At 64.5% G+C, this 20,463-nt stretch carries 20 protein-coding genes; 13 read left to right on the top strand and 7 right to left on the bottom strand.

The window, feature by feature from the left end:
- The first annotated feature begins 17 nt into the window (after positions 1-17).
- The 4 genes from thiS to QD208_RS12620 all read left to right on the top strand — a co-directional run bounded on the left by thiS (position 18) and on the right by QD208_RS12620 (position 3,138).
- On the top strand, positions 18-218 hold the full coding sequence (thiS, locus tag QD208_RS12635) for a sulfur carrier protein ThiS (protein ID WP_043336981.1): 201 nt from the start codon (positions 18-20) through the stop codon (positions 216-218).
- A 79-nt stretch (positions 219-297) separates the two neighbouring features.
- Positions 298-1,131 (top strand): thiazole synthase, encoded by an 834-nt coding sequence (locus QD208_RS12630; protein ID WP_279836989.1) that lies wholly within the window; start codon positions 298-300, stop codon positions 1,129-1,131.
- A gap of 60 nt (positions 1,132-1,191) precedes the next feature.
- On the top strand, positions 1,192-2,031 hold the full coding sequence (gene trmB, locus QD208_RS12625; RefSeq protein ID WP_082388702.1) for a tRNA (guanosine(46)-N7)-methyltransferase TrmB: 840 nt from the start codon (positions 1,192-1,194) through the stop codon (positions 2,029-2,031).
- Between the two features lie 189 nt (positions 2,032-2,220).
- Positions 2,221-3,138 (top strand): putative RNA methyltransferase, encoded by a 918-nt coding sequence (locus QD208_RS12620; protein ID WP_279836988.1) that lies wholly within the window; start codon positions 2,221-2,223, stop codon positions 3,136-3,138.
- A 263-nt stretch (positions 3,139-3,401) separates the two neighbouring features.
- On the opposite strand, the gene QD208_RS12615 is transcribed toward QD208_RS12620, so the two are convergent.
- Positions 3,402-4,331, bottom strand: coding sequence for an AEC family transporter (locus QD208_RS12615; RefSeq protein ID WP_279836987.1), 930 nt, complete (start codon positions 4,329-4,331; stop codon positions 3,402-3,404).
- Positions 4,332-4,598: 267 nt separating this feature from the next.
- Here QD208_RS12615 and QD208_RS12610 point away from each other — a divergent pair, with 267 nt between their 5' ends.
- Both QD208_RS12610 and QD208_RS12605 read left to right on the top strand, forming a co-directional pair.
- Positions 4,599-5,192 carry a hypothetical protein gene (locus QD208_RS12610; RefSeq protein WP_052384509.1) on the top strand — a complete coding sequence of 198 codons (594 nt, stop codon included), beginning with the start codon at positions 4,599-4,601 and terminating at the stop codon, positions 5,190-5,192.
- Positions 5,193-5,255: 63 nt separating this feature from the next.
- On the top strand, positions 5,256-5,972 hold the full coding sequence (locus QD208_RS12605; protein ID WP_279836986.1) for an SCO family protein: 717 nt from the start codon (positions 5,256-5,258) through the stop codon (positions 5,970-5,972).
- 538 nt (positions 5,973-6,510) lie between these two features.
- On the opposite strand, the gene QD208_RS12600 is transcribed toward QD208_RS12605, so the two are convergent.
- Positions 6,511-7,218, bottom strand: coding sequence for an FKBP-type peptidyl-prolyl cis-trans isomerase (locus QD208_RS12600; protein ID WP_043333314.1), 708 nt, complete (start codon positions 7,216-7,218; stop codon positions 6,511-6,513).
- A 139-nt stretch (positions 7,219-7,357) separates the two neighbouring features.
- A complete protein-coding gene (locus QD208_RS12595; RefSeq protein WP_279836985.1) occupies positions 7,358-7,963 on the bottom strand; it encodes a TIGR02444 family protein in 606 nt (201 codons plus the stop codon).
- Between the two features lie 183 nt (positions 7,964-8,146).
- On the opposite strand from QD208_RS12595, the gene QD208_RS12590 reads away from it, so the two are divergent.
- The gene (locus tag QD208_RS12590; protein WP_107335718.1) at positions 8,147-10,081 is read left to right on the top strand and encodes an ATP-binding cassette domain-containing protein; all 1,935 of its coding nucleotides are present in this window, start codon (positions 8,147-8,149) and stop codon (positions 10,079-10,081) included.
- A 3-nt stretch (positions 10,082-10,084) separates the two neighbouring features.
- A complete protein-coding gene (locus QD208_RS12585; protein WP_279836984.1) occupies positions 10,085-10,849 on the top strand; it encodes a pseudouridine synthase in 765 nt (254 codons plus the stop codon).
- 121 nt (positions 10,850-10,970) lie between these two features.
- On the opposite strand, the gene QD208_RS12580 is transcribed toward QD208_RS12585, so the two are convergent.
- The gene (locus QD208_RS12580) at positions 10,971-12,203 is read right to left on the bottom strand and encodes a patatin-like phospholipase family protein (protein ID WP_131431122.1); all 1,233 of its coding nucleotides are present in this window, start codon (positions 12,201-12,203) and stop codon (positions 10,971-10,973) included.
- Between the two features lie 348 nt (positions 12,204-12,551).
- Complete coding sequence (locus QD208_RS12575; RefSeq protein ID WP_054556479.1) at positions 12,552-12,983, bottom strand: YqaA family protein; 432 nt, start codon at positions 12,981-12,983, stop codon at positions 12,552-12,554.
- 143 nt (positions 12,984-13,126) lie between these two features.
- Between QD208_RS12575 and thiD the strand changes: the two genes are divergently transcribed.
- Positions 13,127-13,927 (top strand): bifunctional hydroxymethylpyrimidine kinase/phosphomethylpyrimidine kinase, encoded by an 801-nt coding sequence (gene thiD / locus QD208_RS12570; RefSeq protein WP_043333319.1) that lies wholly within the window; start codon positions 13,127-13,129, stop codon positions 13,925-13,927.
- A gap of 92 nt (positions 13,928-14,019) precedes the next feature.
- A complete protein-coding gene (locus tag QD208_RS12565) occupies positions 14,020-14,697 on the top strand; it encodes a chalcone isomerase family protein (RefSeq protein WP_279836983.1) in 678 nt (225 codons plus the stop codon).
- A gap of 243 nt (positions 14,698-14,940) precedes the next feature.
- Here the strand turns inward: QD208_RS12565 and dctP are convergent, their stop codons facing one another.
- Positions 14,941-16,032, bottom strand: coding sequence for a TRAP transporter substrate-binding protein DctP (gene dctP, locus QD208_RS12560; protein ID WP_234368071.1), 1,092 nt, complete (start codon positions 16,030-16,032; stop codon positions 14,941-14,943).
- Positions 16,033-16,487: 455 nt separating this feature from the next.
- Between dctP and QD208_RS12555 the strand changes: the two genes are divergently transcribed.
- From QD208_RS12555 to dtd, 3 genes are all read left to right on the top strand, one after another.
- Positions 16,488-17,150 carry a TRAP transporter small permease gene (locus tag QD208_RS12555; RefSeq protein ID WP_159055814.1) on the top strand — a complete coding sequence of 221 codons (663 nt, stop codon included), beginning with the start codon at positions 16,488-16,490 and terminating at the stop codon, positions 17,148-17,150.
- A 78-nt stretch (positions 17,151-17,228) separates the two neighbouring features.
- Complete coding sequence (locus tag QD208_RS12550) at positions 17,229-18,503, top strand: TRAP transporter large permease (RefSeq protein ID WP_054556427.1); 1,275 nt, start codon at positions 17,229-17,231, stop codon at positions 18,501-18,503.
- A gap of 140 nt (positions 18,504-18,643) precedes the next feature.
- Complete coding sequence (gene dtd / locus QD208_RS12545) at positions 18,644-19,093, top strand: D-aminoacyl-tRNA deacylase (RefSeq protein ID WP_131431125.1); 450 nt, start codon at positions 18,644-18,646, stop codon at positions 19,091-19,093.
- Positions 19,094-19,192: 99 nt separating this feature from the next.
- Here dtd and QD208_RS12540 read toward each other — a convergent pair whose 3' ends face one another.
- The gene (locus QD208_RS12540) at positions 19,193-20,239 is read right to left on the bottom strand and encodes a TRAP transporter substrate-binding protein (protein ID WP_240548770.1); all 1,047 of its coding nucleotides are present in this window, start codon (positions 20,237-20,239) and stop codon (positions 19,193-19,195) included.
- Positions 20,240-20,463 lie beyond the last annotated feature (224 nt).

The following is a 20,463-nucleotide window of genomic DNA, read 5'->3' as shown; positions in this document are numbered from 1 at the left end:
TTTCGCGGGAGGACAGCATGCAGATACAGCTCAACGGTGAAGACCACGTGGTGACGGACGACACGACGATTGCCGCTCTGGTCGAGAGTCTCGGTCTCCAGGGCCGCCGACTGGCAGTGGAACGCAATGAAGACATCGTGCCACGTAGCGCGCACGCCGACACCCGTCTGCATGCCGGTGACCGCATCGAGATCGTCCATGCCATCGGTGGTGGCTGATCCGTCCTGTTTCCAGGATTGACACTTTTCACTACTCGCTCGCGCTCAGCGCGTTCACGTCCAGCTCGATGAGGTCATCATGACAGACAGTTCTGCCCCGACATTGAACACCCCCGTCACCCAGGTCGCCGGCGACAGCCCGTTGATCGTCGCCGGTCGCGAGTTCTCCTCGCGCCTGCTGGTCGGTACCGGCAAGTACAAGGACATGGACGAGACACGCTCCGCCATCGAGACGTCCGGCGCGGAAGTGGTCACCTTTGCGGTCCGCCGTACCAATCTGGGTCAGAACGCTGACGAGCCGAACCTGCTCGACGTGCTGTCACCGGATCGCTATACCTTCCTGCCCAACACCGCCGGTTGCTACAACGCGCGTGACGCGGTGCGTACCTGCAAGCTGGCCCGTGAACTGCTGGATGGCCACAACCTGGTCAAGCTGGAAGTGCTGGGCGATCAGGACACGCTGTATCCCAATATCGTCGAGACGCTCAAGGCCGCTGAAGAGCTGGTCGCCGATGGCTTCGACGTGATGGTGTATACCTCCGACGACCCCATCGTCGCGCGCCAGCTCGAGGAAATCGGCTGCTGCGCCATCATGCCGCTGGGCTCGCTGATCGGCTCCGGCCTCGGCATTCTCAACCCGCACACCCTATCGCTGATCATCGAGCGCGCCAATGTGCCGGTGCTGGTCGATGCTGGTCTGGGTACGGCGTCAGAAGCCGCCTTCGCCATGGAGCTGGGCTGTGATGGCGTGCTGATGAACAGCGCCATCGCCCACGCGCGCCAGCCGCTGTTGATGGCAGATGCCATGCGTCAGGCCGTGATTTCCGGCCGTGGCGCCTTCCTGGCCGGCCGCATGCCGACTCGCCTGACGGCACGTGCTTCCTCACCGGGCGCTGGCCTGATCACCGGCTGAGCCCTGAAACATTCGAATCCGATGCTCGCGCATCGTTCATGCAAAGACCAAGACGACCCCATGACTGACGAGACTTCCAAGCCGCAGGACGACACGTCCACTTCTGCTCCCGCTGACGATGCGCAGCAAGAGAGTGTGCAGAACGAGAGCGCGCAGCCCGAGAGCGTGCAGACCGAAAGCGCGCCAGCGACCCCTTCCGTTGCCGATGAAGCCGTCGCCCGCAAGCGTGGCATCAAGAGCTACGTGATTCGTGGTGGCCGCATGACCCAGGCCCAGACCCGTGGGCTCGAAGAGGTCTTCCCGCGCCTTGGCCTGCGTCACGAGCAGGGCGAGCTGGATCTCGAAGCGCTGTTCGGGCGTCGGGCGCCGCTGGTGATCGAAGTCGGCTTCGGCATGGGCAAGTCACTGTGTGAGCAGGCGCAGGCCAACCCGGACACCGACTTCATCGGCATCGAAGTGCACGCGCCGGGCGTCGGCAAGCTGCTGGATGATGTCGACAAGCTGGGCCTGACCAACCTGCGTGTCTATCGTCACGATGCGCTGGAAGTGCTGGCGGATTGCGTGCCGGCCGGTTGCGCCGACACCTTCCAGCTGTTCTTCCCGGACCCGTGGCCGAAGAAGAAGCACCACAAGCGTCGTATCGTTCAGCCGGCCTTCGTCGAGCTGGTGCGTCGCGTGCTCAAGCCGGGCGGCCACTTCCACATGGCCACCGACTGGGCCAACTACGCTGAAGCGATGGCGGAAGAGATGGCCGAAGCACCGGGCTTTGCCAACACCGCTCCGGCGGAAACCGCGCCCTACGTGCCGCGTCCGGACTTCCGTCCGCTGACCAAGTTCGAACAGCGCGGCGAGCGTCTCGGCCACGGCGTGTGGGACCTGATCTTCGTCAAGCAGGACTGATCAGCGCCTCGTGCGCAGTGGCGGCGTCTTCATGACGCTGCATCGCGGCCGCCTTCGGGTGGCCGCTTGCGTGTGAGGCCCATCGCCATGGTGCGGTTCTGCGTGCCAAGGCCATTTGCCTGCGTGGCGGTCTGTGCCGCTTGCCGTGTTTGCTGTCCCTTTCTTTCCTCGTCCCGAGAGTTGCTGACCATGACGACGCCTACCGCCGACTCGGCTGATCGCCCGACCATGACCCCCCTGACGGCCCTGACCTGTCCGCTGGATGCCCAGCCGCTGGTACGTGATGGCCAGAGCTGGTGCTGTGCCGACGGGCATCGCTTCGATATCGCACGCCAGGGGCATGTCAATCTGCTGCCGGTGCAGCGCAAGCGCAGCCTGGACCCCGGCGACAGCAAGGCGATGGTCAGTGCCCGTCAGCGCCTGTTCGCCCTCGGCGGCTATCAGCCGTTGGCGGCGGCCCTGGCCAGCCGTGTGCTGGCATTGGCGGCGGCCCAGACGTCTCAGGCGCCGCTGGCCGTGCTGGATGCCGGCTGCGGCGAAGGCTTCTATCTGCGACAGCTGGCGTGCGCTGCCGGCGAGCAGAATCTCTCGCTGTCGGCGGCGGGGCTGGATATCTCCAAGCACGCGGTGCTGGCCGCGGCGAAGCAGTCACGTGATGCCGCCTGGCTGGTGGGCACCAACGCCGCTCTGCCGCTGGAGGATGCGTGTGTGGATGTCGTCATCTGCGCCTTCGGCTTCCCTGTCTGGCAGGAATTCGCACGAGTCCTCAAGCCCGGTGGCCACGTCGTGTTGCTGGAAGCGGGGGGCGAGCATCTGCTGGCGTTGCGCAAGATTCTCTATCGCGAGCTGAAGCCCGCGCGTGGCGAGGCTGGACTGAGCGCTGCCGAGTCCGCTGGCTTCGCCATCAGTGGCGAGGTCGAGCATCTGCATGCGGGGCTGTCTTTGACCAGCAATGAGCAGATTCGGGACCTGCTGACCATGACCCCGCATCTGTATCGCGCCGAGCGTGATGGCCTGGCGCGTGCGGAAGCCATGACGGCGTTGGAGGTCGAATTGCATGCGGAGCTGAGGGTGTTCTCGCTCGAGGATGCACAAGATAAAGCTTAAATAGAAATTCTTCGCATTTGCCTTGCAAAAGCAAATGAGAATGATTATCTTGTCTGTGCGGTGTCCGGGCAGACATCGCAGGGCGCAAGCCCAGCCGTAGCGGCGGAGTCAGGCCCCCGCTACGGTGTTTCTCCTCATCAAGCTAGTCACGGTCTTGGGCATCCTCATCTGGGGATGCCCTTTTTGTTGTGCGCTGCGCATGCTTTGGGTGCTCAAGTCGCGTTTCGGATGTGCGGTCGACAGCTCGACAGCTCGACAGGAGCTCAGGTCGCCAGCCACAGGGGCAGGGTCAGCATCGCCAGCAGCGTCTGGGCGGTGATCAACGCCGCCATCAGCTCGGCATTGCCGCCCAGCTGGCGGGCCAGAATATAGGCGGAAGTCGCGGTGGGCAGCGCCGCGAACAGAATCGCCACATCGCGCGCCACTCCCTCGAGGCCGAACCACCGGCAGAGCACGACCACCAGTGCCGGCATCGCCAGCAGCTTCAGCAGGCTCGCCAGCCACGCCACGCTGCCACTGCTCACCAGTACACGCGGACGCAGCGCCACGCCCACCGCGACCAGGCCGAGCGGCAAGGCGGCGCGCCCCAGCAGGCTGATGGCGTCGCCACTCCAGCCCGGCAAGCCGATGCCGCTCAGGTTGAGCGCCGTGCCGGCCAGACACGCCAGCACCAGCGGATTGCGGGTCAGTGCCTTGAGCGAGCGCATCAGGCCGCCTTCGCCCAGGGTGCCTGCCCCGATGAAGGCCATCACGCACAGCAGGTTGGCGGCAGGCACCATCAGCGCCAGCGCCACGGCCGCGACGGTCGCCCCGGCACTGCCATGCAGCGCTGCTGCCCCGGCCACGCCGACATAGCTGTTGAAGCGGATGCTGCCCTGGAAGAGCGAGGTAAAGGAGGCGGCGTCGCCCATATGACGGCTCAGCCAGTCCGGCGCGTGACGCCAGCTCAGCCATAGCGCGGCGGCGAACAGCAGCATCGCGCCCAGCATCACGCTGGCCAGTGCCACGACCGGCACGCTGGCCATGTCGGCACGCGCCAGCGTGGACACCAGCATGGCGGGGAACAGCACGTAATAGATCAGGCGTTCCAGTTCGCTCCAGAAGCCTTCGCCGGGGAAGCGCTTCCACCCGAGTAGCGCCCCCGCGAGGATCAACAGGAAGAGGGGGCCGAGCGCCTGCTGTACACTTGCCATGCTGACTCCTTGTCGGGGCTGAGTGCGAATGCCTTGAGAGCGATGTGGCGTGCGCGTGACATGATGTCTCGCCTGCTGCCGCGGTGAGGCGGGCTGGTAAGCTTGTCATGACTCGCTCAGCGCTGCACTTGGACTCAGGTCTTGTTCGCCGGTCACGCGTTGCCGTCATGTCGTGGCTGAGCGCAGACCATTCCCATCACGTCACTTTCTTTCCCATTCGGGGCGCCTTGCCTGTCGATGCGCTGCCGGACCGTTGCCGGAACTGCCATGTATCGCGTAGAAGAAGACAATGCCCGCCCGCGGCTGCTCAATCTGCTGATCATCGTCACGCTGATCACCATCGTGGTCTCGCTGTATTACCTGATCGACTATTACCTGGTACGCGACGGCAGCAACGGCAAGGTGACCTGGTTTGCGCCCAATCAGTCCTGCGAGCTCAATCATGCCCCCTGTACTGCCGAGCTGGGCCGCTTCGGGCGTATTACCCTGGCGCTGGAGGGCGATATCAGTCCGCTGACGCCGCTGGGCATTCGCGTGATGACGGAAGGCGTCTCACCGGAGGGGGTCGAGGTGGACTTCATCGGCCGCCACATGGACATGGGCGTGAAGCGCAGCGTGCTGAATACCACCGATGCCCAGAGCCTCGAGCGCCAGCATTGGCAGGGGGAAGGGCAGCTGGGGTTCTGCAGCAGCGCGACCATGGCGTGGCGTGCGCAGGTGATCGTCACCACCGAGCGTGGCCGACTGGGCAGCTGGTTCGATTTCGATAGCCACCCGCAGGCCACCACGGCAGAGCAGCTCGAAAGCTCGGTCGATCAATTGTTTCGCAGTGATACCCGCCCGACGCATCAGGGCAGCTAGCCGCTGGCGCTGAGCCCGGCCGGCAGGGACGTCGTTTCAGGCAGAAGGCACCGGGAGGCAGGGATGGGCGCAGAGCGAAAGTCACAGGACGGGCAAGCAGGCACTCGCCGACAAGAGAGCCATCAGCTGGACAAGGGCGTCGCCAGACGCTGGTGGCTGCTGAGCGCCGTCGGCCTGGCGGCCGTGATCGGTGCCGGTGTCGCCTGGCAGCAGGCGCAGCGGGATCTGGCGCCAGTCGCGGGCATGCAGGCCTGGGCCAGTCTGGGCGGCCCCATCCAGCTCGAATCACAGCAGGGTGACTTCACGCTCGCGGAGGTGACGATGGGCGAGGCCGCAGACGCGCAGGCCACGCCGGTCGTCGCGCTCTACTTCGGCTATACCCAGTGCCCGGATGTCTGCCCGATGACGCTGGCGGCGCTGCGTCAGGTGATGTCTGAACTGCCACCGCAGGCGGCGGCGCGCGTGGTGCCGGTGATGGTCTCGCTGGACCCCGAGCGCGACACGCCTGCCCGGCTGGCCGAATACACCGGGCACTTCGGGCCGCGCTTTCAGGGCATCACCGGCAGTCAGGCGGCACTCGCCGATGTGGCGCGGCGCTATGGCGTCAGCTATCGGCGTGTCGAGGCACAGGACTCCGCGCTGGGTTACACCATCGATCATGGTGCCGCGCTCTATCTCGTCTCTGCTCAGGGACGCATCTACGATCGTATTCCTTTCACGCCGGGGCCGGCCGGTGTTCGCGCTGGCGTGACGCGTGTCCTGAGCGAGACCGCTGATTGAGCGCTGAGTGGCACCCGCTGATCGAGCCGCGTCTTGAGGCCTTTTTCAGCGGTGAAATACACATTGTCCACAAGTTGGCAAGCGCTCAAGGAAAATTTTGTGGATAATCATGACGCCTCGAACGCGCAACGCAGTGCCGTCAAGTGCTGATTTATAAAGGCTAGTAAAAACAAACTGTTACGCGATATCGACTAAAAATATCAAGTCAGTGGTTGCTTTGCGTTCAACCAGCATCACTGCCGCGACAGGCACCGGAAAGGCCGGTTGTCAACCTGTGGTCAATAGCTTCCCCACAGATTTATCCACAGGCTGGCGGCGTCCGCATCGGGCCTTCTGGAGGGGAGAATCAGCGGACATCAGCCATTGCCGTAGTGATGGCATGCCCCGTTGTCCTGTGCGCAGCATGCGCTTGGATGAGCTTGCCGATAGCCCTCATCCAGCCTTGCCAGAAACGCAAAGAGCCGCCCGATGGGCGGCTCTTTCGTTGCTACCGGCAGCAGTGCTTGCCGGTTACCAGCAGGGGAGGCTCACGCCGCCATTACTGCTTGGCGTCGGCCTTGGTCACGTCGAGCAGCTCGACCTTGAAGGTCAGCGTCTCGTTCGGGCCGATCGGGCCGCCGGTGCCAGCCTTGCCGTAGGCAAGCTCAGCCGGGACGTAGAGCATCCAGGTATCGCCGACGCTCATTTCCTGCAGTGCTTCCTGCCAACCCTTGATGACCTGGTTGACCTTGAAGCTGACCGGCTCGCCACGCTGGTAGGAGCTGTCGAAGACGGTGCCGTCCAGCAGCTTGCCTTCGTAGTTCACCTTGACGGTATCTTCAGCGGACGGGGTCGCGCCGTCACCGGATTCCAGCACCTTGTACTGCAGGCCGGAATCCAGTGTCTTCACGCCGTCCTTCTTGGCGTTGTCGGCGAGGAACTTGTCACCCTCTGCCTTGTTGTCGGTCGCTTCCTGCTCAACCATCTTCTTCTGCTCTTCCATCTTCTTCTGCTGGAAGCGGGAAAGCGAATCCGCGATTTCCTGGTCGCTCATCTTCATGTCGCCCTTGGCGTAGACATCACGCACGGCTTGCGTGAAGGCGTCGAGATCCAGATCGGTGATGTCCTGGGAGAGGCTCTTGCCCAGAGTTGCACCGATGCCATAGCTGAGCTGTGCCTGCTCGTCTGCGAGGCTGTCATCGGCGGCAAAGCTGAACGGGGTGACCAGGAGGGCGCCGAGCGCGACGGCACTGACCAGCTGTTTCATGAAAACTCCTTCAGGATGGAATGGGCCTGAGACGGGCCCGAAACACGCAATTGGCACTGAGGCGGCATGGCCTGCCTCGGGCACTAGTGTTACTCCGACTCTACCAGCCGCGTACAAGTTCCGCATCTCGCTGGCGTTGTCAGGCGCCGGCGGGCACGCGGGCCAGTGCCAGCCGGCGCAGGGCACGTGCCGATGGGTGGTCCCCCAGGGTGAGCGTCGTCTTGCCGCTCAGCAGGGCCAGCGATTGCTGAAAGGCCTGCAGCGGGTCCGCGACATGCGCGAAGGGCGCCCGCAGGCCGGTCGCGCCTTCGGCTGACGACAGCGCAGGACTCAGCCCTTCCAGCTGGGCGAGGGTTTCCTGCTCGGCGGAAAGCTCGCAGGCCTTGAGCTGCTGATAGAGGCGTTCCAGGCGTTGCACCGCGGCCGGGTCCTGGGTCGCGGGCAGCGTCGTCAGCTCCTGCTTCAGCTGGCGGCGCCGCTCGCGCAGCATGCCGGTCATCCAACCCTGCCAGTCGCGCACATCTTCCAGCAGGCGAGTGGGCGAGGCGGCCAGGGCGATGCCGTGGGCGGACAGCCAGTGAATCCACAGCAGCTCGCAGACATCGAGGCCCGCCTCGTCCTGCAGCAGCAGGCAGGTGCTCATCATGTCCGGCGTCGGCTGAGGGTTGCCCGCAGAGCCGACCTCGCCGGGCAGGGCATACAGAGACAGCGCGTAGTCCCATAATCCGATAGAATATGCGCCCATCAAGTCGGCCTCTTCGTGTGTCACGGATGATGTCTCTTCATGTGCCACCGATGATGTCTCTTCATGTGTCACGGATGATGTCTCTTCACGAGTCGCGCCCAGCAGCTTGCTGAGTCGTAGCGCTCGTGTCGGTGGCGGTGAACGGGAGCCCGACGTCCCCCGTATTTTCTGATCGAGGTTGTCATGATTGCACTGCGCCAGCTCGCCCTGCAACGCGGCGGAGCACCGCTGATCGACGAAGCGGACCTGACGCTGCATGCCGGTCACAAGGCCGGTATCGTCGGTCCCAACGGCGCCGGCAAGTCGAGCCTGTTCGGCCTGATCCTCGGCGAGTTGACGCCCGACAGCGGCACGGTATCGCTGGCCGGTGGCGTGCGTGTCGCGCACATGGCGCAGGAAATCGATGCGCTGGAGCGCCCTATCGTCGACTACGTCATGGACGGAGACCACGCGCTGCGCGAGACCGAGCGCGCCCTGGCGGCCGCCGAAGAGAGCGGCGAGCACCAGCGTCAGGCCGAGCTGCACGCCCACTTCGACACCCTCGATGGCTACACCGCGCGGGCACGTGCCGAGCAGCTGCTGGTCGGCCTCGGCTTCAGCCAGGCGCAGCTCAGTCAGCCGCTGGCGGCCTTCTCGGGTGGCTGGCGCATGCGTGCCAATCTGGCGCGCACCCTGTTCACGCCCTCTGACCTGCTGCTGCTGGATGAGCCGACCAACCACCTGGATCTCGATGCGTTGCTGTGGCTGGAGCAATGGCTGGCGCGTTATCCCGGCGCGCTGCTGCTGATCTCCCACGACCGCGACTTCCTCGATGCGGTGTGTGATCACATCATCCACTTCGATCGCCGCAAGCTGGTGGTCTACAAGGGCAACTACAGCCGCTTCGAGCGCACGCGTTCCGAGCGCCTGGTGCGCGAGCAGGTCGAGCACGAGAAGACCATGGCGCGGCGCGCCGAGATCGAGGATTTCGTGCGCCGCTTCAAGGCCAAGGCCACCAAGGCGCGTCAGGCCCAGAGTCGCATGAAGATGCTGGAGCGCATGGAAGAGACGGCGGCGGTCAAGGCCGATTCCCCGTTCCACTTCACCATCCCGTGCTCCGACAAGATCTCGCATCCGCTGCTGGGGCTGGACCGCGCGGTGATCGGCTATCCCGGTCAGCCGCCGCAGCTCTCCGGGGTGCGCTTCTCGCTGCTGCCGGGGCAGCGCATCGGTCTGCTCGGCCCCAACGGCGCCGGCAAGTCGACGCTGATCAAGGCGCTCACCGGCGAGCTTGCGCTGGTCGAGGGCCAGCGGACCGCCGGCGAGCATCTGGCCATCGGCTACTTCGCCCAGCATCAGGTGGACGGGCTCGACCTGTCCTCGACGCCCTTCAATCATGTGCTGCGCCTGTCACCGTCGGCGGGTGAGCTGGAGATCCGCACCTTCCTCGGCAGCTTCGGCTTCCACGGCGATGAGGTCTACGCCACGGTGGAGTCGTTCTCCGGTGGCGAGAAGGCGCGTCTGGCGCTGTCGCTGATCGCGTGGCAGAAGCCCAATCTACTGCTGCTGGATGAGCCGACCAACCACCTGGACCTCGACATGCGCGAGGCGCTCACCGATGCACTGGCGACCTTCGAGGGCACCGTGATTCTGGTCTCCCACGACCGCCACCTGCTGCGTGCCTGCGTCGATGAATTCTGGTGCATCGCCGATGGTCGCGTGACGCCCTTCGATGGTGACCTGGATGACTACCGTGCCTGGCTCAAGGCGCGGGTCGAGGGCGAGCGGCGGGAAGCGCGCGCCCAGAAGGATGCCGATGCGGGGACTGACAGCACGCGCACGCCGGACCGCAAGGAGGCGCGCCGTCAGGCGGCTGAACTGCGCGAGAAGCTGCGTCCGCTCAAGAAGGTCAGCGACAAGGCCGAGCAGAAGATGAGCAAGGCGCAGGGCGAGCTGGACAAGATCGAGGAAGCGCTGGGCGATGCCACGCTCTACGAGGCGGACCGCAAGGCGGAGCTGACCAAATTGCTGGCCAGCCAGGGCGAGATCAAGAGTCGCCTCGATGAGGCCGAAGCCGAATGGTTCGAGGCTCAGGAAGCGCTGGAAGAGATGGAAGCCCAGCTCAAGGCGGCGGACTAGGTCATGCGGCTGGACCGCTGGCTGACACGTCAGCCACAGCTCAACCGTCGTCATGCGCTCTCGGCGCTGGCGGCGGGGCGCGTGCGGGTCAACGGCGCGACGATCAGCGACCCGCTGCATGAGGTCGGCCCCTTCGATGACATCCACCTGTCAGCGAGTGACGCGACCGTCTGCCTGCAGATCGCGCGGCGTCCGCGTCATATCCTGCTCAACAAGCCTGCCGGGGTCGTGACGGCCTGTCATGACCCCGAACACCCCACCGTGATCGATGTGCTGCGTGACACGCTGAATGCACGCGGCGAGGACAGCGGCTGGCTGGCCGAGATCCATCATGTCGGTCGTCTCGACCGTGCGACGACCGGTGCCCTGCTGCTGACCAACGACGGCGATGTCTCGGCGCGCATCAGCGATGCGGGGCTCGAGGGTCCCGCCAAGCGCTATCGCATGGGGCTGGAGCGGCCCCTGACGGAGGCCGAACAGGAAAGCGCCATCGCACAGGTTCGCCAGGGGGTGCTGCTCGAACATGATCCGCGCCCGACACTGCCGGCAAAGCTTGCGTTTCTCACCGCGAACCAGGCACGCCTGACGCTGCACGAGGGACGCCATCACCACGTCAAGCGACTGTGGCGTAGCTTGGGCAATCGCGTGGTGTGGCTGCACCGTGAGTCGGTGGCGGGCTTGAGTCTCGAGGGGCTGGTGCCGGGGGAGTGGCGCGAGCTTACCCGCGAGGAGTGTTCACGGCTGGGGGCCGCGCAGCCTCGCGGGTGAGGCCACCCGGCGGGTGGCGTCTTGCCGACACCGGGTTATCCACACCCGCCTGGTGCGCCGCCAGCGCGTGACGGCTGCGATGGGGTGTGGATAGATCGTTCTGAATCGTCGTCAGCGCTGCTCAGCTGCCGGTCGCCTGACTGGGCAGGTCCTCTGCCGTGATGCTCGCCTGGTCATCGTCGACGGGGCTGGCATCAGGCGTCGACAGGCTGACCAGCTCGCCCTCGGCGTTGCGCGTGAAGTTGCGCACGATGACCCCGATATCCTCCGGCAGCGGCGCAAACTGGCTGCAGCGGCTCAGCACTTCCTGCATGTCCTGATAGCCACTGTCGCGACGCGAGTCGATGGTCGCGCGCGAGAAGTCGATATCCTTCAGTGAGGTCTCGCCCGGGCGCGCCGAGGCCAGCAGACGCACCACGTTGATCGAGGGCTGCTGGGTCATGGCGAGGATGCGCTGGATCTTCGGCGACTGGCGCAGCTCTTCCGGCAGATGGTCGGCGAGATTCTCGATTCCCATGCGCAGCGCCTGATTCTCTTCCAGCAGATTGAGGTGCTCGCCGGCACGGCTGGAATACTGGATGTCCTTCTCGCGCAGCTGCGCCTCCTGCAATGTCTCCGGCACCTTGCCATCGGCACTCCACAGGTCGATCACGTAGCAGTTGACCACCGTTTCGCCATGCGGTCGCTCCGACAGCACCCAACTGACGGGCGTATTGGAGTACAGGCCGCCATCCCAATAGGCTTCGCCATCGACCCACACCGGCGGGAAGGCCGGTGGCAGGGCGCCGCTGGCCAGAATATGGCGGTGGTCCAGCGCTTCATGCGAGGAGTCGAAGTAGCGCAGTGCGCCGCTGCCGATATTCACTGCCCCGACCGACAGGCGAACGTTCTCCGGATGGCGGGCATCCAGGCGCTCGAAGTCCACCAGCCGGTTGAGCGTGTCGCCCAGCGGCTCGGTGTCGTAGAGGCTGGGCGGCTCGCCGAAGAAGCTCTGCCAGATCGGTACCGTCCACAGCGGGCGCGGGCGGAAGAAGCCCGGAATGCCCCACAGCATGGCGGAGGTACGCGCGACACTGCGCTCCCACGGATGAAAGGCGGGACCCATGCTGGCAGCGGGTTGGGCGATGCCATACCAGAATGACTCGAGGGCCTTGAGGCGCTCGCCCTCCGGATTGCCGGCGATCAGGGCGCCATTGATGGCGCCGACCGAGGTGCCGACCACCCAGTCGGGCTGGATGCCGGCTTCGGCCAGCGCCTCGAAGATGCCGATCTGGTAGGCGCCGAGCGCGCCACCGCCTTGCAGCACCAGAATATTGAGCGCATCGGCGCAGAAGTCGCAGGATGTATCACGCATGAAACCTTCTCCTCTCTAGCAGTGCAGCACTCCGCCGGGGAATGCCCGAGGTCAGGGGGACCGTCGCGAGCGAGACGCCATGTGATGGGGGAGGCGTGGGCTCGTGGAGGCGGCGAAAGGGTGACGAGGTGCATATCAAGGGCAGCGAAGCACCTGATCAAGGCAATGAGGCACTGGTGAAAAGCAATCGAAGTGCTTTTATTGTGCAGTGCAGCATGGCGCTTGTCAGCATAGCACGCATCCTCGCCTTGCGTGTCTGCGATCTCATTCAAGCGACTGACTGAGGCAGCAGGGACAAAGAAGAGGGTGAGGCCAGGAACAGGAGCAGGAGCAGCGGCCGTGCGGCGGTCATTGGCACCAGGGCGTCAGCCACAGGTCGGCTGCCAGCAGCAACAGGGCATAGCGTCCGCCCTTGGCGATCACGATCAGGACGATGCTTTTCCACCACGCCAGCCGGAAGACGCCTGCCAGCACCGTCAGCGGGTCGCCGATCAGCGGGGCCCAGCTCAGCAGCAGGCTCCAGGCGCCGAATCGGCGATACCACAGGGTGCCGCGCGCCAATGCGCGCCGCGAGACCGGAAACCAGCGCCGTGTGCGCAGACGACGGGCGCCACGCCCCAGGGCGACGTTGATCAGGCTGCCGAGCGTGTTGCCCAGCGTCGCCGCGATCCATAGCGCCCAGGGCGCGTGCCCCTGGCACCACAGCCCCGCGAAGGCCGCCTCCGATCCGCCGGGCAGCAGGGTGGCGCTGGCCAGCGAGATCACGGCGAGCGAGGTCAATGCCGGCAATGACAGTAGGGCCACTTCATTCATATCACTTTCTTCTGTTTTTCACGGTGGCAGGGCGCTGGGGGTGGCTTTCTTCCCTCCTCAGCTCGGGTATGCTGTTGGCACGTCAAAGCCATATTTCGGGAGCTTCCTGCATGCATATTCCGTGCGTCCTGACGATAGCGGGCTCAGACCCCTCCGGGGGAGCCGGCATTCAGGCGGACCTCAAGACATTCTCTGCGCTGGGCGCCTACGGGGCCAGCGTGATCACGGCGCTGACGGCGCAGAATACCTGCGGCGTGCGCAGCGTGGAGGCGGTCTCGCGGGAATTCATCGCCGCACAGCTGGACGCCGTGCTGGATGATCTCGATATCCGCGCCGCCAAGATCGGCATGGTGGCCGATCCGCTGGTGGTGGAAATGCTCGCCGACCGCCTTCAGCAGCGTCGCCCGCGCTGGGTCGTGCTCGACCCGGTGCTGGTCGCCAAGAGTGGCGATGCGCTGGTCAATGATGCTGCCATCCAGTCGGTGGCCGAGCACCTGGTGCCGCTGGCCGACATCATCACGCCCAACCTGCATGAAGCCGCGGTACTGCTGGGCGAGCGGCGCCTGATCGGGCGCTCCGACATGCCTGAGGTCGCCCGCGAGCTGCGTGCCCGAGGCGCGAAGGCGGTGTTGATCAAGGGCGGGGCGCTTGAGGGGCAGGCCTGTGATGACCTGCTGGTCAGCGATGCCGGCGAGCAATGGCTGTGCGCACCGCGTATCGAGACCGACAACCTGCACGGCACCGGCTGCTCGATGTCTTCCGCCATCACGGCGCGACTGGCGAACGGTCTGCCGTTGCCGCAGGCGGTGGTCGAGGCGCGCGAATGGCTGCTGGGCGCGCTGCGCGCCTCCGACCAGCTCAACGTCGGCAAGGGCCGTGGTCCGGTGCATCATTTCCACGCCCTGTGGTAAGCCAGCCAGAGCCAGGCCTGTGAAACCCGGTCTGCAGGAGTGATGAACCCCGTAAGCTCCCCTTGATCACTGCCAGCCAACGAGTAGATGCCATGCCTATATCGCCGCTGTATCGCTTGTCCGTGTCAGCTGTCCGTGGCGCCGCTTGCAGCCTGAACGCCGCCTGTCATGCCGTCAGCCTGCCGGTGGCGAGTGCGCCGCGCTGGCTGGCCGCGGGCGTGATGGGGGCGCTGCTTGCCACCACCAGCCCGGCGGCGCTCGCCGTCGAGATCAAGGGGGTGACCTTCGCGGATCAGGTGACCACGCAGTCCGGCCAGCCGCTGACGCTGATCGGCAGTGGGCTCTTCACCTACCTGCTGTGGGACGCCTATGTCGGCGCCTATTATCAGGATGCACGTCGCCCGCGTCCGGCGCCGCTCAAGGATGTCGCGCGCCGCCTGGTGCTGGAGTACTTCCATGCCATCGATGCCGAGGACTTCGCCAAGGCGACCACCAAGGGCGTGCGCAAGAACCTGTCAGCGGCGGATTTCGCGGCGATCGAGCCTGAATTGGCGCGCTTCAATCGTGCCTATCAGGACGTCGTGCCGGGGGATCGCTATGCGCTGCAATGGTTGCCCGCCGGTGGCGGCAGAGGCACGCTGTCGCTGGTGCTGAACGGGCAGGTGATCTTCGAAAGCGATTCACTGGCGCTGGCCAACGGCCTGTTCGCGATCTGGCTGGGCGATGAACCGGCCCAGCAGGATTTCCGTACCCAGCTGCTGGGGCAGTAGCGCGCGCTCTCCATCTGGCCCCTCTCTAGCTTATCTAGCCTATCTGGCCCATCTGTCGCGGCATCGCCATCGTCTTGCACCTCTGTCGCGCCTCTATCGAGACACCACGAAAAACGCCCCTGCCGGGAGTCCCGGCAGGGGCGTTTTTTCATGCTCGTCTTTCTAACATTCTAACTTTCTATCTTTCCATCACTCTTTCGATCCTTGCTATCTACCTGGCGGGGCTGACGCGCTTGCCTGGGCTTACTTGCCTTCGGCAGCCTTGATGTCGGCCTGCAGGGTGTCGAGGATCTTGCTGCCACGCTCACCGGATTGCTCACGGTAGACTTCCCAGCCCTTCTCGCCGACGGGGCGGAAGGCTTCGCGCTGCTCATCGGTCAGCGTGATGATCTCGATGTCGCTGTCTTCCTTGATCTTCTCCAGACGGTCGGCGTTGTACTCCTCCTGCTTCTCGAAGATGTACGGACGCATCTCGTTGGTGACCTTGTCGAGCATCTGCTGCTGCTCGTCATCCAGACCGGAATAGAAGTCACTGGAGGCCACCAGCGTGGTGATGAACTGCGCCTGCTTGGCCTGGATCATGTAGTCCTGAACTTCGTAGAAGCTCATTTCCTGGATGGCGAACACCGGGTTCACCTGGCCGTCGATCTGGCCCAGCTGCAAGCCGGAGTAGACCTCGGAATAGGGCATCGGCGTCGGGTTGGCACCGTAGCCGCGATAGCTCTCGACCAGAATCGGCGAGGTCATGGTGCGGATCTTGAAGCCTTCCATGTCCTCGGGGGTCTTGATGTCGCGGTTGCCGGTCCACACCATCCAGCCTTCCGGAATCACGCCCAGCAGCTGAAGGTTCTGCTCGGTGTAGGCCTCGGACAGCATGTCGATGGCCTTGGAGTTGCCGAGTACCTCTTCATTGACGGCATTGTCGTCGGAGAACAGGAAGTGCAGCGTGAAGACGCCCGACTCCGGAATCACCGAGGCCAGGTGACCCGGTGAGGCAAAGGTCAGCTGGATGGCATCGCTCTGCACCAGTTCGGTGAGCTGTGAGGAGGTACCCAGTGCACCGTAGGGGTAGATCTCGACATCGATGTCACCACCGGAAGCCTCTTCGATACGCTTCTTGAATTCCTGGGCGTAGGCATCCTGCACGCTGCCGGAGACTTCCTCCAGCGCGAAACGCCAGGTGTCCGCCTGCACGCCCGCGGAGGCCAGCGCCGCCATGCCCAGGCCGGACGCGAGGGCGCCTCCCTTGATGAACGCGGCGAGACGAGAAAGGGGAACAGGAGTCCTGGACGTCTCGCGATTCTGCTCGGGTGACGGGTTCCATTGCATCGTCATCTTGTTCTCCTTGTGTGATTTCCATCAGCGTCGGGCGGCTCTGGGCATACCCGGCGTGCAACTTGCATCATTTAGATAATATTGCCATTCTTAATATAATAAAAAAATTACCAAATTGGATAGTATGATTAGAATTTATTATGAATAAGCTGAGCCTGTGCGCATGAGTCTCTGGTACTCGAGCCTTGGTGCTCGAGGATCTGTCCGTCGCTCGCCAGAGCTTCACGATCGGCCCCGGCGCCAGACCGACATGCCGCGCGTCGGCCGCATACTGATTTCAAGCGCCGCTAATAAAGCTAGAACAAGAGTAGCCAAAGTGAAAATCGCGGCGGTGCCGCGGAAAATTTCAATGGATCGTACTGGCAAATGCAGGCCGTCTGGCGCAAATCACTGCGCTCATGACGTCTGGTAGAAAGCCTATCTGGCAGGATGCCACATCAACAGGAAGCCGCTTCATGAACTCGCCCCCCTCCAAGTCTCCCTCCGCTGACGAGACCCGCCCCGCCCCGGCCGAGACGAATGGCGCTCAGGACCCCCTCGCACATCTGCCTGCGCCGCTGCGCCGTCTGGCCGCCTGGTTCGAACGTGGTGACCAGGGCCTGGCGCATGTCGAGCGCTGGTTGATCGCCCTGTGCGTGCTGGGCATGGCGACGGCCAGCATCGCCAACGTCATCGGGCGCAACGTCTTCAACTACAGCCTACCGTTCACCGAAGAGCTGATGCAGATCCTGCAGCTGTGGCTGACCTTCCTCGGCATCAGTTACGGCGCGCGCGCCGGGCGTCATATCCGCGTGACGGCGCTGCTGGACTTCATGCCGCCGTGGTTGCGCAAGGTGCTGCTGATCGCCGGACAGGTCATCACCTGTGCCTTGCTGGCCTACCTCGCCTGGCTGGCGGTGGATTATCTGCAGAGCCTGGCCAAGTCCGGGCGTGTCACGCCGTCGCTGCGCTGGTCGCTGGCGGCGCTCTATGCCGTGGTCCCGCTGGGACTGGCGCTCGGGGCGCTCCAGTACCTGATGGCGATTCTGCGCAACCTGCTGGCGCAGGGCGCCTGGTTGTCATGGCGTACGGCGGAGATGGACGAGAACGAGGAAGTCGACGGCAGCGGCGCGCTCTAGCCACTGTGGCTGGAATGTCTTCTCGATGTCTCGATAGACGATTGATCACACTTCATTGACCCAGGGACGGAAGCTGCGATGTGGATTCTGCTCGTGATGGTGGGGCTGCTGTTGCTTGGGGTACCCATGATGGTGCCATTGAGCGTCGGCACCTTTTTCTTGTTGTTCAGCGATTTTCCCTTCCTCAAGCCGGAGCTGGTGATCCAGCAGATGATCGGCGGTCTGCAGCCGGTGGTGCTGACGGCGGTGCCGATGTTCATCCTGGCGGCCGATATCATGCTCAAGGGCTCCACTGCCCAGCGCCTGCTGGATCTGGTCGAGCGCTTCGTCGGCCACTGGCGCGGCGGCCTGCCGGTGACCACCGCGCTGGGCTGCACCCTGTTCGGCGCGGTGTCCGGCTCGACCCAGGCCACGGTGGTGGCGATGGGGCGCCCGCTGCGCCCGCGGCTGCTGGAAGCCGGTTACAGTGACAAGTTCACCATCGCATTGATCATCAATGCCTCCGATATCGCGCTGCTGATTCCGCCCTCCATCGGCATGATCATCTATGGCGTCGCGACCGGTACCTCGGTGGGTGACCTGTTCATCGCCGGTATCGGCCCGGGGCTGATGATCCTGGTGCTGTTCTCGCTCTACTGCATGTGGAAGTCGTGGAAGCTGGGCATCGCCCCGCAGCCCAAGGCGGACTGGCCCGCACGCCTCAAGGCCTTGAAGCGCGCCAGCCTGCCGGCGGGCTTCCCGGTGATCATCATCGGCGGCATCTACTCGGGCATGTTCTCGCCGACGGAGGCCGCCACGGTCTCGGTGATCTACGCGCTGATTCTCGAGATGCTGATCTATCGCGGCGTGACCCTGAAGGACCTGCCCAGTGTGGCCTTCTCCACGGGGCTGATCACCGCGGTGGTGTTCATCCTGGTGGCGGCGGGCGCGGGCTTCTCATGGATGATCTCCTTCGCCAAGATTCCGGATGCCATCCTCGGCGGCTACATCCCCTACCTGTCGGAGCATGCTCTGGCGCTCTTGGCGGTGATCGCGGCGGCCTACTTCGTCGGTTGCATGTTCGTGGACCCCATCGTGGTGATCCTGATTCTGGCCCCGGTGTTTGCGCCGGCAGTCGATGCCGCCGGACTGGACCCGGTGCTGGTCGGTACCCTGGTCACCCTGCAGGCGGCGATAGGTTCGGCGACCCCGCCCTTCGGCTGCGACATCTTCACGGCGGTGGCGGTGTTCCGAAAACCGTACATGGAGGTCATCCGGGGGACGCCACCCTTCATTGCCCTGCTGTTGCTGGCGACGGTGCTGCTGATGCTGTTCCCGCAGATCGCGCTGTTCCTGCCGAGCCTTGCCAACTAGCAGCTCGCCAACTGGCAGCTCGCCCACTCAAGTAGCACCTGTCGCGCCCCGCAGGCTCAGTCTGCGGGGCGTTCGCGTCTGGTATGCTCCCGAACACGAAATGTCATGAACATCATCCATCTCTTGAAGGAGCAAGCGGCATGCGAGCATTGATCCAGCGCGTCACACGGGCAGAAGTCGTGGTCGAGGACGAGAGCGTCGGCGCCATCGAGGGCGGTCTGCTGGTGCTGGTGGGCGTCGAGAAGGGCGATGATGAGGCGCGTGCCGACAAGCTGCTGCACAAGCTGCTGCATTACCGGGTCTTCGCTGACGAGAACGACAAGATGAACCTCAACGTCCAGCAGGCGGGCGGCAGTCTGCTGCTGGTCTCGCAGTTCACGCTGGCGGCGGACACCGGCAGTGGCATGCGCCCCAGCTTCTCCTCGGCGGCGCCACCGGCGGAGGGCGAGCGGCTGTTCACCTATCTGGTCGACAAGGCGCGTGAGCGCGGGCGAGAACTGGGCGTAGGGATCGAGACCGGACGCTTCGGCGCCAACATGCAGGTCTCGCTGCTCAATGACGGGCCGGTGACCTTCCTGCTCGAGAGCTGATCGCGCAGACCCAAAAAAGCCGCCCCCGAGGGGGCGGCTGCAAGCATTGGATGACGGGACTGCGCCGTCTCGCGGGAGCGCGGCGCAGGTAACGCAGTCTTACTGCACGCCTTCCGGATTGCGCGCGTTCAGGTAGGCCTGCTCAGAGACCTCATGCCACTTCTCGACCTTGCCTTCGAAGGTGGTGTAGGACTCGTAGATGCGGCCGGCCAGATCGTTGGAGTCGCCGAGTTTCTTGACCACTTCGCCGGACAGCTCACGCGCCTTGTCGAGCACGTCCTGCGGGTAGCGGCGCAGCTCGACCTTGTGCTCGTTGAGCAGTGTCTCGAGGGCGTCGTTGTTGCGCGCGGTGTACTCGTCGAGCATGTCCTGGTTCACGTCACGTACCGCGGAACGCAGGATGGCCTGCAGGTCCTTGGGCAGCTCGGCCATGGCGTCGTCATTGACGATGGCCTCGAAGGTGACGGTCGGCTCGTGCCAGCCCGGATAGTAGTAGTACTTGGCGGCCTGATAGAGACCGAAGGCCAGGTCGTTGTACGGGCCGATCCACTCGGTGGCATCGATGGCCCCGGACTGCAGCGAGGTGAAGATCTCGCCGCCGGGCATGCTGACCGTCGCCACGCCCATCTGCTGCATGACATCGCCACCCAGACCCGGGATGCGCATCTTCAGACCATCAAGATCGGCGACCGAGTTGATCTCCTTGTTGAACCAGCCGCCCATCTGCACGCCCGAGGCGCCGCCCGCCATGACTTCGACGCCGAACTTGTCGTAGACCTCGTTCCACAGCTCCAGACCGCCGCCGTAATGCAGCCAGGCGTTCATTTCCTGCGCGGTCATGCCGAAGGGCACGGCGGCGAAGAACTGGGCTTCCGGCGCCTTGCCTTTCCAGTAGTAGGAAGCCGAGTGACCGATCTGCGCGGTACCGGAAGATACGGAGTCCAGGACCTCGAAGCCTGGGACCAGCTGGCCTGCGCCATAGACCTTGATCTTGAGACGGCCGTCGGACATCTCATCGACCAGACGTGCGAGGCGTTCCGGCCCCTGGCCCACCCCCGGGAAGTTCTTCGGCCACGAGGTGACCATCTTCCAGGTGAAGGTATCGGCGGCGTTGGCGACGGCCGGCAGGGTGCCCATGGCGGTCATGGTGCCGACGGCGATGCCGAAGGCGAGTTTGTTGAGTTGCATGGCATGCTCCTTGAAGTGCCCGATTGTTGTTGTGCACCGGTCATGAACTGGTGCTGGGCAAGAGGTGGGCCGCGAACGACCCCCGGATATGATGCATCTGCATGAGCCGACTGGCGGCTCTCCCATCAGCTGGCGGGGCAGGCCCCGCCAATTCAGTTGCTGCTCTGTCTTTGTTCTGTCCG

Source organism: Cobetia sp. 29-18-1, from assembly GCF_029846405.1.
GTDB classification, from domain to species: domain Bacteria; phylum Pseudomonadota; class Gammaproteobacteria; order Pseudomonadales; family Halomonadaceae; genus Cobetia; species Cobetia amphilecti.
Note: the sequence above shows the minus strand (reverse complement) of the source record. Positions and strands in the feature narration are given on the sequence as shown.